Here is a 13995-nt window from a genome sequence, read left to right as displayed (position 1 = left end):
CGGTGCGCCGGTCACACCCGCTTGCGGTGGCCGCTCACCCGGGCCGGCGCGCCCGTCACACCCACGGTGGCGGCCCCTGGGGGATCAGTTCGTGGACGTCCAGCAGCAGCGCCGCCTCCACGCCGAGTGCCGGACCGGCCGTCCTGGCCGTCCAGGTCAGGAACGGTCGCGGTTCGAAGCCGTTCGTCCCGAGGCCCTTGGTGTACTCCGCGTGGGCGGCGAGTGAGGCGATGCCCCTCTCCAGCGGATCACCCGTCACATCCACACCGTGGGTGGGTTCGGCGGCGCCGGCGAAGCACACGAGGCGCACCCCGCCCCACGGCTCCAGGCCCTCGTCGGCGAGTTCGGGGAAGATCCAGCGGTTGCCCGCGTCCCTTGCCGCGTCGAGCGCCGCGAGGCCCACCACCCGGTGGTCCGCCTGGTTGGTGAGGCCGCCGATCATGCGCACGGTGAACGCGCCCGACACGATGACCTCGGGCCGGTGCCGGCGGATCGCCCGGACGATGTCGCGGCGCAGCGCGGGGCCGTATTCGACGACGCCGTCGCGGTGGCCGAGGAACTCCACCACGTCCACGCCGACGGCGCGGGCGCCCGCGCGCTCCTCCGCCTCGCGCAGGAGGCCCGCCTGATCCGGATGCATCCCGTCGATGCCGGCCTCCCCGCGCGTGGCCAGGAGGTAGGTGAAGCTCTTGCCCTGCGCGGTCCAGCGTGCGACCGCCGAAGCCGCCCCGTACTCGATGTCGTCGGGGTGCGCCGCGATCGCCATGCCCCGCTGCCAGTCCTCGGGCAGCGGAGGCAGTTGAGCGGATCCTCTGCCGGTGTCGCCGTCTGTGTCCTCGAAGGAGCTCATGAGCTCATGATGGCCGCGCGGGGACCTCGCGGCAGCCGCAAGGACAGAACCGGCGGCAAGCGGTCAGCGGAGGTCGACGATGCGCTTGATCTTGCCGACCGAGCGCTCCAGTGTCTCCGGATCCACGACGTCGACCGAGACCGACACCCCGATGCCGTCCTTCACGGCCGCGGCGATCGCCCTGCCTGCCTCCGCCCGCTGGTCGGGAGTCGCTCCGTTGCGGGCCTCGGCGCGGACGGTGAGCGCGTCCAGCCGCCCGTCGCGGGTCAGCCGCAGCTGGAAGTGGGGAGCGACATGCGGTGTCCGCAGCACGATCTCCTCGATCTGGGTGGGGAAGAGGTTCACCCCGCGGAGGATCACCATGTCGTCGCTGCGGCCGGTCACCTTCTCCATCCGGCGGAACACCCGGGCCGTGCCCGGCAGGAGGCGGGTCAGGTCCCGGGTCCGGTACCGGATCACTGGCATGGCTTCCTTGGTGAGCGAGGTGAAGACCAGTTCCCCGGGTTCGCCGTCCGGCAGCACCTCGCCGGTGAACGGGTCGACGACCTCGGGATAGAAGTGGTCCTCCCAGATGTGCAGACCGTCCTTGGTCTCCACGCACTCCTGGGCCACGCCCGGCCCCATGACCTCGGAGAGCCCGTATATGTCGACGGCGTCGATGGCGAAGCGCTCCTCGATCTCCCGCCGCATCTCCTCCGTCCACGGCTCGGCGCCGAAGATCCCCACCTTCAGGGAGGTCGACCGCGGATCGACACCCTGCTTCTCGAACTCGTCGAGCAGCGTGAGCATGTAGGAGGGCGTCACCATGATGATCTCGGGACGGAAGTCCTGGATGAGCTGCACCTGACGGGCGGTCATGCCACCGGAGGCCGGGATGACGGTGCAGCCGAGGCGCTCGGCTCCGTAGTGCGCGCCGAGGCCGCCGGTGAACAGCCCGTATCCGTACGCCACATGCACCTTGTGACCGGGTCGGCCGCCGGCCGCACGGATCGAGCGGGCCACCACATCGGCCCAGGTGTCCAGGTCGCGCTCGGTGTAGCCGACGACGGTCGGACGGCCGGTGGTGCCGCTGGAGGCGTGGATGCGCCGGACCTCGGACTGCTCCACCGCGAACATGCCGAACGGGTAGTTGTCCCGCAGATCGGTCTTGGCGGTGAAGGGGAAGCGGCCGAGATCGGCGAGGCGGCGGCAGTCCTCGGGACGCAGACCTGCCTTGTCGAAGGAGCGGCGGTAGAAGTCCACATGGTCGTACGCATGACGCAGGGTCGCCCGCAGCCGTTCGAGCTGCAGCGCCTCGAGCTCATCGCGGCTCAGCCGCTCCGCCGCGTCCAGCAGGTCCGTCATGCCGGATTCTCCCGTCCCAAATCGGACGACCGATCATTCGGTCGTGGTGCGTCGGGATCAGTAATTCAGCCCCGCGGCCGGGCGTCAAGGGATGTGGATGGCTCGGACGGACGGCACGGGGATTCTCTGCGGTGGCTCGTCACCGGGTGAAGTGGAGGGGTGCCTCCGGGGTGATCGCGGCCGGACGGGGGAGGATGCGGGAAGGAAGTTGAATCCCGCATGCATCTTGACGAAGGAGACCGCGATGCCGCAGCCCGAGGGCGCCGAACTGGAAGCCGTGCAGGCACGCCGGGAACTGCTGAAGCAGCGGTATCTGCGCGCGCCGGAAGACCGGCCTCCGACGGCGGTCCGCGGCATCCACCACGTGGCCTTCATCTGCCGCGATGTCGAGGAGACCATCCGCTTCTACCAGGAGTTCCTGGGCTTCCCGCTGGTGGAGATCGTGGAGAACCGCGACTACCGCGGCTCCACCCACTTCTTCTTCGACATCGGCCACGGGAATCTGCTGGGATTCTTCGACTTCCCCGGACACGACCACCCGCCCATCGAGGAGACGATCGGCGGCGTACAGCATCTGGCGCTGTCCGTGGACGCGGAACGGTTCACCGCGGCACGCACGAGGTTCGACGACGCGGGCGTCGAGTATCTCGGCCCGGACCGCGGGGTCGAGGACAGCCTCTATCTCCGGGACCCCAACGGGGTTCCCCTGGAGCTCTATCAGGAGCGGCTCGGCGTCTTCAACGGTGAGCAGATCCTGGGGGCGGACCCCGCCTGAGGGCCGGCCCGCCTCCGGGGCCTGCGAACAGGGCCTGGCCCAGGCCGTCCTCGCCTCGCGCGGGGTGCCCGGACCGAGTGGTTCCGGCACGCCTGCGCCGAGGGCGAGTCGACCGAGTGGCTGACCCCGGCTGACGGACATGTCAGGCCGGGCGGACCGGCTGTACGTCCTGTTCAACGGCGGCCGCGGCGATGCGGCCGTCCGGGCCGCCGAGTCCATGAAGCGGCTTCTCGCCGGGGCGTCCTGAAGGAAGCGCCCCGGCGAGGCATCCGGGTCCGGGCGCTCACTGCCCGGCGGCCTCCGTCGCCACCGTGCGCGCCCAGCGGTAGTCCGCCTTGCCGCTCGGAGAACGCTGGATCTCCTTCGCGATCAGCAGCTGGCGCGGAATCTTGTAGCCGGCCAGCCGGGTGCGGCAGTGCGACTGGATCTCCTCCAGACCGGGTTCCGCCGCTCCCTCGCGCACCTGCACCACCGCGGCCACATGGTTTCCCCAGGTGGCGTCGGGCACCCCGGCCACCAGTGCGTCGTAGACATCGGGGTGGGACTTCAGCGCCTGCTCGACCTCTTCGGGATACACCTTCTCGCCACCGGTGTTGATGCACTGCGAGCCGCGGCCGAGGACGGTGACGATGCCCTCCTCGTCGACCGTCGCCATGTCACCGAGCAGGACCCAGCGTTCGTCGCCGCGCTGGAAGAAGGTCTCCGCGGTCTTCTCGGGGTCGTTGTAGTAGCCGAGGGGCACATGCCCGCGCTGGGCGATCCGCCCCGGCTCGCCCACCGCGACCGGTTCGTACGTCGCTGGGTCGACCACCTCCGTACGGGAGTTGACCCGGAGCCGGAAGCCCTTCTCGGGGCCGGAGTCCTCCGTCGCGGTGCCGTTGAAACCGGATTCGGACGAGCCGAAGTTGTTCAGCAGCATCACGTTCGGCGCGAGGGCGGTGAACTGCGCCCTCACCGTCTCGGACATGATCGCGCCGGACGAGGAGACGCTGAACAGCGCGGACAGGTCGGTGCCCTTCAGGGGCCCGTTCAGCGCGTCGATCAGCGGTCGCAGCATCGCGTCGCCGACCAGCGAGACGCTGGAGACCTTCTCCTTCTCGATCGTCCGGAGCACCTCCTCCGGCACGTACTTGCGGTGGACCACGATCCGCTGGCCGAAGTTGAAGCCGATGAACGCGGTGAGGGTGGACGTGCCGTGCATCAGCGGGGGAGTGGGGAAGAAGGTGATCCCCTCACCGCCCGCGGCCACCCGATCCGCGAGCTCCTCGGGCGAAGAGACCGGCTCGCCGGTCGGCGCACCGCCGCCCAGTCCGGAGAAGAACAGATCCTCCTGACGCCACATCACCCCCTTGGGCATACCGGTGGTGCCCCCGGTGTAGATGATGAACTGGTCGTCGGCGGAACGCTGTCCGAAGCCGCGCCCGGGTGACGCGCCGGCCGTCGCGTCGGCGAAGGACACGGCGTCCAGCGGCGGTGCGTCCTGCGGGGGCGTGCCCACGCGTACGAGATGCCGCAGCTTCTGCGTCTTCGGCAGCGCGGCCGCGACCCGGCGGGTGAACTCCGCGTCGAAGACCAGGGCCGCGAGGTCGGCGTCGCGGTAGAGGTAGACCAGTTCCTCTTCCACATAGCGGTAGTTGACGTTGACCGGTACGACTCTCGCCTTGAGGCAGCCGAGCACGGTCTGCAGATACTCGATGCCGTTGTAGAGGTGCAGTCCGAGATGCTCGCCGGGTTCGATGCCCGCTTCGACCAGATGGTGGGCGACACGGTTGGCCGCGGCGTCGAGCTCCGCGTAGGTGAGCCTGCGTTCCGCGCCGGTCCCGGGGTGGTCGAGGTACACAAGCGCCTCGCGGTCGGGGACCACGTCGACGACCGACTCGAACAGGTCGGCAAGGTTGTACTCCACCGTTCCTCCTGACCGCGGTGCGTCCCCGGCGAACTCCGGCTCGGCGGTCATTAGAGCGCCGGGGGACACAACTGGGAAGGGGCGCCGCAGAAGAAATCTGACTGAGTGTCAGAAAACTATTGAACTGGGCCTCCGCCTCCTGCAACCTGTTCCAGGTCGAGACGGGAGGTCCGCACATGGACGAACGAGGTGGAACCGAGCACCTCACCGTGCGGCGCGAAGGCGCCACACTCGTGCTCACCCTGAACAGGCCCGAGGCGAAGAACGCCCTCTCGCTGCCGATGCTGGTCGGCCTCCACGACGGCTGGATGGAGGCCGACGAGGACGACTCCGTACGCTCCGTCGTGCTCACCGGCGCGGGCGGCGCCTTCTGCGCCGGCATGGACCTCAAGGCGCTCGCCGGCCGCGGGATGGACGGACAGCAGTACCGCGACCGGATGAAGGCCGATCCGGATCTGCACTGGAAGGCCATGCTCCGCCACCACCGGCCCCGAAAACCCGTGATCGCCGCGGTCGAGGGCGCCTGCGTGGCCGGCGGTACCGAGATCCTTCAGGGCACCGACATCAGGGTCGCGGGCCGCGGCGCCACCTTCGGACTGTTCGAGGTGAAGCGGGGACTGTTCCCCATCGGCGGCTCGACCGTACGGCTCCAGCGCCAGATCCCGCGTACCCACGCCCTGGAGATGCTGTTGACCGGCCGGCCCTACAGCGCCGAGGAGGCGCGGGACATCGGGCTCATCGGCCACGTCGTCCCCGACGGGACGGCACTCGACAAGGCCCTCGCCGTCGCCGAGCAGATCAACGCCTGCGGGCCGCTCGCCGTCGAGGCGGTGAAGGCATCCGTCTACGAGACGGCCGAGATGACCGAGACCGAAGGACTCGCCGCCGAACTCAAGCGCGGCTGGCCGGTCTTCGACACCGAGGACGCCAAGGAAGGCGCGCGCGCCTTCGCCGAGAAGCGCGACCCCGTGTACCGCCGCGCCTGACCGAGGGAGAGACCCCGGATGCCCGAGCTGCTGAGCGCCCCGCTGGTCGTCGAGTTCCCCTTCACCCGCTCACTCGGCCCCGTACAGAGCGCCTTTCTCACCGGACTGCGCGAGCGGACGGTCCTCGGCGTGCGGACGGAGGACGGCCGGGTGCTCGTACCGCCCGTCGAGTACGACCCGGTCACCGCCGAGGAGATCCGCGACCTCGTCGAGGTCGGCTCCTGCGGGACCGTCACCACGTGGGCCTGGAACCCGGCCCCCCGGCGCGGTCAGCCCCTCACCGAGCCGTTCGCGTGGGTGCTGGTTCGGCTCGACGGCGCCGACACCTCCCTCCTGCACGCCCTCGACGCACCCGGGCCCGAGGCCGTCCGCACGGGGATGCGGGTGCGTGTCCGCTGGGCCGGGGAGCGGACCGGCGCCATCACCGACATCGCCTGCTTCGAGCCGTACGACGGCGAGGGCGAGGCCCACGGCACGGCGCACGACGGGCAGTTCGACGACGCCGTCACCGGCATCGTGGCGCCCGCCCGGCTCGACTACGTCTACTCGCCCGGCCGCGCCCAGACCGCGCACATCGCCGCGCTGGCCGACCACCGGACCGTCGGCGAGCGCTGCCCCTCCTGCCACAAGGTCTATGTGCCGCCCCGCGGCGCCTGCCCCACCTGCGGCGTCGCCACCACGGACCGCGTCGAGGTCGGCCCGCGCGGCACCGTCACCACCTACTGCATCGTCAACATCAAGGCCAAGAACCTCGACATCGAGGTCCCGTACGTCTACGCCCACATCGCCCTCGACGGCGCCGACCTCGCCCTGCACGGACGCATCGCCGGAATGCCCTACGACCAGGTGCGCATGGGGCTCCGGGTCGAGCCCGTATGGAAACCGGGCGGCCGCCACCCCGACCACTACCGCCCCACCGGCGAACCCGACGCCGACTACGACACCTACAAGGAGCTGCTGTGACGCACGACGTGGCGATCGTCGCCTTCGCGCAGACGGACCACCGGCGCCGCAGCGACGACCTCTCCGAGGTCGAGATGCTGATGCCGGTCCTCCACGACGTCCTCGCGCGCACCGGCCTGAAGACCGGCGACATCGGCTTCACCTGCTCGGGATCCTCCGACTATCTCGCCGGGCGGGCCTTCTCGTTCACCATGGCCCTCGACGGCGTCGGCGCCTGGCCGCCCATCTCCGAGTCCCATGTGGAGATGGACGGCGCCTGGGCCCTGTACGAAGCCTGGGTCAAGATCCTCACCGGTGAGGCCGACACCGCACTCGTCTACTCCTACGGCAAGTCGTCCCCCGGCCAGGTGCGGGACGTCCTCACCCGCCAGCTCGACCCCTACTACCTGGCACCGCTCTGGCCCGACTCGGTATCGCTCGCCGCACTCCAGGCGCAGGCGCTCATCGACGCGGGAACCGTGGACGAGCCGGAGCTGGCCGCCGTCGCCGCCCGCAGCCGCGACGACGCCCGGACCAACCCGCACGCCCAGCTCACCGGGTCGGTCCCGCAGGGCGAGTACATCGTCCAGCCGTTGCGGGCCGGGGACTGTTCCCCGATCGGGGACGGCGCGGCCGCCGTGATCCTCGCCGCCGGGGACCGTGCCCGCGACCTGTGCGAACGGCCTGCCTGGATCCGGGGCATGGACCACCGCATCGAGGCCCACAGTCTCGGCGTACGCGATCTGACCGACTCGCCCTCCACCCGGCTCGCCGCACAGCGCGCCGGAGCGTTCGAGCGGCCTGTCGACACCGCCGAGCTCCACGCGCCCTTCAGCTCCCAGGAAATCGTCCTGCGGCGAGCCCTCGACCTCGACGACAGCGTGAGAGTCAACCCGTCCGGCGGGGCGCTCGCCGCCAACCCGGTCATGGCAACCGGCCTCGTCCGGCTCGGCGAGGCGGCCGCCCGTATCCACCGCGGCGAGTCCGACCGGGCACTCGCCCATGCCACCTCCGGCCCCTGCCTCCAGCAGAACCTGGTCGCCGTACTGGAAGGGGAGGACCGTGCCTGACGCCGCCCGAGGCAAGGAACCCGTCGCCGTCGTCGGCGTCGGCCAGACCAAACACGTCGCCGCACGCCAGGACGTCTCGATCGCGGGCCTCGTGCGCGAAGCCGCCCGCAGAGCGCTCGACGACGCCGAGCTCACCTGGGCGGACATCGACGCCGTGGTGATCGGCAAGGCCCCCGACTTCTTCGAGGGCGTCATGATGCCGGAGTTGTACCTCGCCGACGCGCTCGGTGCCGTCGGCAAACCGATGCTGCGGGTGCACACCGCGGGTTCGGTCGGCGGCTCCACCGCCCTCGTCGCCTCCAACCTGGTGGCCTCCCGGGTGCACGGCACGGTGCTCACCCTCGCCTTCGAGAAGCAGTCCGAGTCGAACGCCATGTGGGGCCTGTCCCTCCCGGTCCCCTTCCAGCAGCCCCTGCTCGCGGGCGCCGGCGGCTTCTTCGCCCCGCACGTACGCGCCTATATGCGGCGCACCGGAGCCCCCGACGCGGTCGGCTCCCTGGTGGCCTACAAGGACCGCCGCAACGCGCTGAAGAATCCGTACGCCCATCTCCACGAGCACGACATCACGCTGGAGAAGGTCCAGGCCTCCCCGATGCTGTGGGACCCGATCCGCTACTCCGAGACCTGCCCCTCGTCCGACGGTGCCTGCGCGATGGTCCTCACCGACCGGGCCGGCGCCTCGCGGGCACCGAACCCGCCGGCCTGGGTGCACGGTGGAGCGATGCGCAGCGAACCGACGATGTTCGCCGGCAAGGACTTCGTGTCCCCGCAGGCCGGCAAGGACTGCGCCGCCGACGTCTACCGGCAGGCCGGCGTCACCGACCCGCGCCGGGAGATCGACGCCGTCGAGATGTACGTCCCCTTCTCCTGGTACGAGCCGATGTGGCTGGAGAACCTGGGCTTCGCCGCCGAGGGCGAGGGCTGGAAACTCACCGAGTCCGGCGTCACCGAACTCGACGGGGACCTGCCCGTGAACCCGTCGGGCGGGGTGCTGTCCACCAATCCCATCGGCGCCTCCGGCATGATCCGCTTCGCCGAAGCCGCACTTCAGGTACGCGGCCGGGCGGGCGAGCACCAGGTCGACGGAGCCCGCAGAGCGCTCGGGCACGCGTATGGCGGAGGGTCGCAGTTCTTCTCGATGTGGCTCGTCGGCGCGGAGCCGCCCCGCACCTGACGCGTTCTTCCGCCCCCGGTGGCTCCCGGCCTTCCTCCGCGGCCTGTCGGTGACCGGGGACGATCGCTAGTCTGAGGCCGGAGACAATGCGGGAGGAGCACGGACGTGGCCGAGAGCACGACCACCACGCAGATGTTTTCGGGCTGGGACAAGCCTGAACTCGACCTCACCAACGCCGACTGGCAGTCCGGCAGTCAGGGAACGGGGGATGTCCAGATCGCCTTCGTGGAGGGCTTCATCGCGATGCGCAACGGCGGACGGCCGGAGAGCCCGTCCCTGATCTTCACACCGGCCGAATGGCGAGCCTTTGTGCTGAACGCCCGCGGTGGGGAGTTCGACCTCACCTGACGGCTCGCGCTGTCCTTTTCCCACTCCCGCCCGCCCTCGATCCCGGTCGCCGTGGCCGCGACGGTCCGACCGCTGCGGCCACCGAAGCGATGCCGTGTGGACCCCTCGGGGCGCGTGGCGACTCGGGACGAGGCCGGGGGAGGCGCCTGCCCCGGCCACCCGCGCGGGCCGTGAACCCCGTCCGCCTGCTTGCCATCCGCGGGCTGCGGTGCGGGCGACCGATCACGCCGCCGTGCGCGCGCCTCACGTCCCGTACGGCCCGTCCGCCGTCCGCACCACGGGTCGCTCGCGCACTCGGGCGGCAGCCGCCGACGGCCTCACTCGTACACCCGTACGTGCCTACACGTGTGAGTGAACGCTGCGCGGACTTCTCCCGTATGACTCTGCATGCCCCGCACGCCGGGGTGCGCAGCGTCCCGCGAGGATTCCGTTCCAACAGCGTGAGGATCAGCCATGAATGACGCCATCAACCCGTCTCTCCAAGCCCTCCCTGACGGGGAGGCCGAACTCCGCCTGGTGGTCCGTCTGCAATGGGAGGACGTCGCCGCGCTGGGTCAGGAGGCGGGTCGGCTGTCAGCCCAGATGCAGCGCCCCGTGAGCCTCGACGAGGCCGTCGGCCACCGGCTCCGCTCGCGGACCACCGCGAGCCATGCCAGGCCCGCGGCGACCCAGCAGGCCGCGCCGTCGTCCGTCTCCTCGCTCACCGGACGATCACCCGGCGAACACGCACGGCAGGCGATAGAGAAGATCAACGGAACCGTCGGCCCCGGAATGAGCCCCACCCAGACTTCCGCCTAGTAGGCGCGGTCCTGCGCCCACGGGGGACGCACGTCACCAGGCGGCCCCGGCCCACCGCACGCGATCGCGCGTATGTGCGGCGGGCCGGGCCGCAGAACTCCCCACGTCCCGACAACTGCCCTTCCGGACGCCCACGTTTCGCAAGGACAGGTCCCTGAGAGCGCGCGCGGGCGTACGCTGAGGTGCCTCAAGGACGTGTGTCCGGCGGCCCCTTCACCGCGCCGGGAGCACGCCCGGCCGTGGGGGTTACAGATGACGCGACGTGCCGGCGGAACAAGACGCCGACTCTTCGAGCGTGAGGCCGAACTGGCCGCTGTCGACGAAGCTCTCGACGAGCTCACCGGCTTCCGGACGGACGACCTCGACCCGCCCGAGCGGCCGCGCGGCGCGCTGCTCGCCTTCGCCGGCCCCGCGGGACTCGGCAAGACGACGCTGCTCAACGAGGTGCGCCGACGGGCGGCCGCAAAGGGCTGCACCGTGCTCTCCGCCCGTGGTGGCGAGCAGGAGCAGCAGGTCGCGTTCCACGTCGCCCGCCAGCTGATCCAGCCCCAGCTGGCCGGCACCTCCGAGGCCGCCCTGCGCATGCAACTGGGCAGCTGGTACGCCATCGTGGGCCCCGCGCTCGGACTGTGCACCGCGGACGCGGGCGCCCCGCCCGACCCCCAGGGCCTGCGCGACGGGCTCGACTGGGTCCTCACCCACCTCGCCGTGCAGCGCGCCCCGCTCGTCCTGGTCCTCGACGACGCCCACTGGGCCGACCCCGAGTCGCTGAGCTGGCTCGCCGCGTACGCGCCGCGCGCCGAAGAACTGCCGATGCTGCTCGTCGTCGCCTACCGCCCCGACGAACTCCCCGACCACGCGCAGCAGTTCCGGGGGATCACCGGGCGGGCCGGACAACGCCCCATCGACCTCGCACCGCTGACCGCCCCCGCCGTGGGCCGGCTCGTACGCGACCGGCTCGGCGCGCACGCCGACGACGCCTTCTGCCGCGAGTGCTGGGCCGTCACCGCGGGCAATCCCTTCGAGGCCGTCGAGCTCACCGCCAAGGTGAGCGACCGCGGCATCGAACCCCTCGAAGCCGGCGCCCACCTGCTGCGCGACCTCGCCGCCGCGGTCAAGGGAAGCGGCCTCGTCTCCCGGATGGAGCGTCTCGGCACCTCCACCGTCCGCTTCGCCTGGGCCGGAGCCGTCCTCGGCACCGAGATCCAGCCGTCGCTCGCCGCGGCCGTCGCCGGCCTCGGCAGTGAGGCGGCGGCCGACGCCGCGGACCGGCTGCGCGACGCCCGTATCCTCACCGGCTCGGACACCCTCGAATTCGTCCACCCGCTGATCGCCACCGCCGTCTACCGGGCCATTCCCGATGCCGTGCGCGTCGCGCTGCACGGCTTGGCCGCATGGGCGGTCGTCGACGCAGGGCTCGGCTCGACCGCCGCCGCCCGCCACTTGATGGAGGCCCATCCCGACGGCGATCCCTGGGTCGTCCAGCATCTGCGCCGGGCGGCGGGAGAGACCCTGCGCGCAGGTGCTCCGGACGCCGCCCGCCGCTTCCTTGCCCGCGCCCTGCGCGAGCCGCCGGCCTTCGACGACCGGGCCGCAGTCCTGTACGAGCTGGGCTGCGCCTCCCTGCTCACGGAACCCGCCACCACGGTCAACCATCTGCGGGCCGCACTCGAAGAACCCATCACCGACCCCGCCCTGCGGCAGGCCATCGTCTACCGCCTCTCCCAGGTCCTCGCCCACTCCGACCGCCTCGCCGAAGCCTGCGACACGCTCGCGCGCGAGACCCGGCGCTCGACCGACCCCCGCACCCGGCTGCGGATGCAGTCCGAGAAGTTCATGTGGGACGCCTTCCGCGCGGACGAACCCGACTCCCCGGCCCGCTCCCGGCGGCTGGCCCGCCTCGCCGACCGCCTCCCCGGCACCGATCTCACCGAGCGGTACATCATCGGGCTGCGCGCCTGGGACGCCACGCTGCGTGCCGAACCCGCCTCCGTCGCGCTCCACCACGCCGAACGCGCACTGGAGGGCGGCCTGAGCTGGGCCGTCGAGGACCGCGGCTTCGAAGTCCCGGTGCTCGTCGCCCTCGCGTTCCTCTACGCGGACCGGCCCGGCCGCGCCGAGGAACTGTTCGCGGCCGGTACGGCGGAGTTCGAGCGCCAGGGCTGGCGCGGCGCCCACCTCTCCTTCGCCTACACCCTGCTGGCGTACATTCGCTACCGGCGCGGGCGGCTCGCCGAGGCCGAGGACTTCGTCCGGGCCGGACTGCGCCTCGCCGAGCGCGTCGGTCCCCGCACCCCGGCCGCGTGGTACGCCGTCGGCACCCTCATCGAGGTCCTGCTGGCCCGCGGCCGCACCGACGAGGCGATCACCGTCGCGCAGGACCACGGCTTCGGCGAGCCCTTCCCCGCGGCCGTCACCTTCCCCGACTCGCAGTCCGTGTACGGCGAACTGCTGCTTGCCAGGGGCCGGACCAAGGAGGCGGCGGTCGAGCTCGCCGCCGTGGGCCGCCGGCTCGACCCGCGCGGTATGCGCAACCCCGCCTGGTGCCCCTGGCAGCTCCATCTCGCCCTCGCCGAGGCCCACGACGCACCGGGGAGAGCGCGGACCATCGCCCTCGACGCCGTCCAGCGCGCCCGTCGCTACGCCACCGCCTCCGGTATCGGGCAGGCACTGCGGGTCGCCGCCGAGGTGTGCGACGGCAGCGAGCGCACCGCCTTCCTGCGGGAAGCCGTCACCTGCCTCGAACGCTCACCGGCCGCGTACGAACTGGCCCGCGCCCTCGTCGGACTCGGCGCCCATCTGCGCCGCACCGGCCACCCGAAGGAGGCCGCGGAGTACCTCTACCGAGGGCTGGAGGCCGCCGGGCAGTGCGACGCCGACGGTCTCGCGGACACCGCGCGCGACGAGCTCGCCGCCGCGGGACTGCGGCCCCGACGGCTGCGCGCCATAGAGACGGACGCCCTCACCACCCGGGAGCGGACCGCGGCCCTGCTGACCGTGAAGGGTGACGACGCGGCGGCCGTGGCCGCCGCTCTGCACCTCGACGAACCCGCGGTGATCAAGCTGCTCTCGGCCGTCTACCGCAAGGTCGGCACCGACGAGGCGGGACTCGCCGCGGCACTCGGCGAGGACACCGAGGAGGCGACGGTCGGCGGGCGCGGAAGGTGACCGAACAGTAGCCCGAAGGCACCCGGCCCCGGCTCTGGCGCACCCCCGCGGACACGTACCATGGCGGTATGTCCTTCCTCCGCCGCCGCAGCGCCGCCACTCCCGCGGGCCCGGACTTCGACGTCCTGGCCATGGACCCGGGAGACTGGCCCGGCAACCTCGGTGCGGGCCTCCTTCCCGCTCCCGACGGTTCCTGTCAGGGTGTCTTTCTGCGGTACGACCTGTTCGGCGGCCGCGGCCCGGCGATGATCATCGGCAACCTCCCTGAGGGCTCGCCCGCCCGCGAGGTCGACGAGGGACAGGTCCCGTTCGAGGTGGCTCAGCTGCTGCTGGCGCTGGAGAACGAGGAGCCCGTCGAGGTCGTCGAGACCGAGGACCTCCCGGTGATGCAGGGGGACAATCTGCTGATCGTCCGCCGGCTCAAGCTCTCCGAGAGCCGTATCTCCTGCGTCCAGTTCGACCGCAGCGACAATGTGCTGGTCACCATCGCCAGCTGGGACCGTCCGATCACGGACGATCTCTACGCGCTGCTCAAGCCGCTGCCCGCGGAACTCTTCCAGCAGGGCTGATCCCCCGCTCCGGCAGGACCGACCCTCCGGCTCCGGCAAGGGCCGAGCGAGCCTCTGGCTCCGGC

12 protein-coding genes are annotated in these 13995 nt (G+C 71.6%); 9 read left to right on the top strand and 3 right to left on the bottom strand.

What is annotated here, in order from left to right; genetic code table 11:
* Positions 1–55 precede the first annotated feature (55 nt).
* Together ACFWU3_RS27420 and paaK are read right to left on the bottom strand one after the other, a co-directional pair.
* On the bottom strand, positions 56–850 hold the full coding sequence (locus tag ACFWU3_RS27420) for a PIG-L deacetylase family protein (protein ID WP_384442936.1): 795 nt from the start codon (positions 848–850) through the stop codon (positions 56–58).
* Positions 851–913: 63 nt separating this feature from the next.
* Complete coding sequence (paaK, locus tag ACFWU3_RS27415) at positions 914–2194, bottom strand: phenylacetate--CoA ligase PaaK (RefSeq protein ID WP_384442933.1); 1281 nt, start codon at positions 2192–2194, stop codon at positions 914–916.
* A gap of 244 nt (positions 2195–2438) precedes the next feature.
* Here paaK and ACFWU3_RS27410 point away from each other — a divergent pair, with 244 nt between their 5' ends.
* Complete coding sequence (locus tag ACFWU3_RS27410) at positions 2439–2969, top strand: VOC family protein (RefSeq protein WP_384442930.1); 531 nt, start codon at positions 2439–2441, stop codon at positions 2967–2969.
* Between the two features lie 283 nt (positions 2970–3252).
* On the opposite strand, the gene ACFWU3_RS27405 is transcribed toward ACFWU3_RS27410, so the two are convergent.
* The gene (locus ACFWU3_RS27405; protein WP_384442927.1) at positions 3253–4875 is read right to left on the bottom strand and encodes an acyl-CoA synthetase; all 1623 of its coding nucleotides are present in this window, start codon (positions 4873–4875) and stop codon (positions 3253–3255) included.
* A gap of 176 nt (positions 4876–5051) precedes the next feature.
* Between ACFWU3_RS27405 and ACFWU3_RS27400 the strand changes: the two genes are divergently transcribed.
* From ACFWU3_RS27400 to ACFWU3_RS27365, 8 genes are all read left to right on the top strand, one after another.
* The gene (locus ACFWU3_RS27400) at positions 5052–5861 is read left to right on the top strand and encodes a crotonase/enoyl-CoA hydratase family protein (protein ID WP_384442924.1); all 810 of its coding nucleotides are present in this window, start codon (positions 5052–5054) and stop codon (positions 5859–5861) included.
* A gap of 18 nt (positions 5862–5879) precedes the next feature.
* Complete coding sequence (locus tag ACFWU3_RS27395) at positions 5880–6824, top strand: Zn-ribbon domain-containing OB-fold protein (RefSeq protein WP_384442921.1); 945 nt, start codon at positions 5880–5882, stop codon at positions 6822–6824.
* Positions 6821–7873, top strand: a complete 1053-nt coding sequence (locus ACFWU3_RS27390) for a thiolase domain-containing protein (protein WP_384442918.1) — start codon at positions 6821–6823, stop codon at positions 7871–7873. The genes ACFWU3_RS27395 and ACFWU3_RS27390 overlap by 4 nt, the downstream gene beginning before the upstream one ends.
* Positions 7866–9047 carry a thiolase domain-containing protein gene (locus ACFWU3_RS27385; protein WP_384442915.1) on the top strand — a complete coding sequence of 394 codons (1182 nt, stop codon included), beginning with the start codon at positions 7866–7868 and terminating at the stop codon, positions 9045–9047. The genes ACFWU3_RS27390 and ACFWU3_RS27385 overlap by 8 nt, the downstream gene beginning before the upstream one ends.
* A 132-nt stretch (positions 9048–9179) precedes the next feature.
* Entirely contained in the window at positions 9180–9395 is a 216-nt protein-coding gene (locus ACFWU3_RS27380; RefSeq protein WP_383240041.1) for a DUF397 domain-containing protein, read from the top strand.
* Positions 9396–9848: 453 nt separating this feature from the next.
* Positions 9849–10193 carry a hypothetical protein gene (locus tag ACFWU3_RS27375; RefSeq protein ID WP_384442913.1) on the top strand — a complete coding sequence of 115 codons (345 nt, stop codon included), beginning with the start codon at positions 9849–9851 and terminating at the stop codon, positions 10191–10193.
* A gap of 252 nt (positions 10194–10445) precedes the next feature.
* Positions 10446–13361 carry an ATP-binding protein gene (locus tag ACFWU3_RS27370; RefSeq protein ID WP_384442910.1) on the top strand — a complete coding sequence of 972 codons (2916 nt, stop codon included), beginning with the start codon at positions 10446–10448 and terminating at the stop codon, positions 13359–13361.
* A 68-nt stretch (positions 13362–13429) separates the two neighbouring features.
* Complete coding sequence (locus tag ACFWU3_RS27365; protein WP_313948055.1) at positions 13430–13930, top strand: hypothetical protein; 501 nt, start codon at positions 13430–13432, stop codon at positions 13928–13930.
* Positions 13931–13995 lie beyond the last annotated feature (65 nt).

It is taken from the genome of Streptomyces sp. NPDC058685 (assembly GCF_042714725.1).
Classification (GTDB): domain Bacteria; phylum Actinomycetota; class Actinomycetes; order Streptomycetales; family Streptomycetaceae; genus Streptomyces.
The sequence above is the reverse complement of the archived record's forward strand: the minus strand, read 5'-3'. Positions and strand labels throughout refer to the sequence as shown.

Coding starts and splice junctions, on each gene's coding strand:
- ACFWU3_RS27420 (WP_384442936.1), bottom strand. CDS start 850: ATGAGCTCCTTCGAGGACACAGACGGCGACACCGGCAGAGGATCCGCT.
- paaK (WP_384442933.1), bottom strand. CDS start 2,194: ATGACGGACCTGCTGGACGCGGCGGAGCGGCTGAGCCGCGATGAGCTC.
- ACFWU3_RS27410 (WP_384442930.1), top strand. CDS start 2,439: ATGCCGCAGCCCGAGGGCGCCGAACTGGAAGCCGTGCAGGCACGCCGG.
- ACFWU3_RS27400 (WP_384442924.1), top strand. CDS start 5,052: ATGGACGAACGAGGTGGAACCGAGCACCTCACCGTGCGGCGCGAAGGC.
- ACFWU3_RS27395 (WP_384442921.1), top strand. CDS start 5,880: ATGCCCGAGCTGCTGAGCGCCCCGCTGGTCGTCGAGTTCCCCTTCACC.
- ACFWU3_RS27380 (WP_383240041.1), top strand. CDS start 9,180: ATGTTTTCGGGCTGGGACAAGCCTGAACTCGACCTCACCAACGCCGAC.
- ACFWU3_RS27375 (WP_384442913.1), top strand. CDS start 9,849: ATGAATGACGCCATCAACCCGTCTCTCCAAGCCCTCCCTGACGGGGAG.
- ACFWU3_RS27370 (WP_384442910.1), top strand. CDS start 10,446: ATGACGCGACGTGCCGGCGGAACAAGACGCCGACTCTTCGAGCGTGAG.
- ACFWU3_RS27365 (WP_313948055.1), top strand. CDS start 13,430: ATGTCCTTCCTCCGCCGCCGCAGCGCCGCCACTCCCGCGGGCCCGGAC.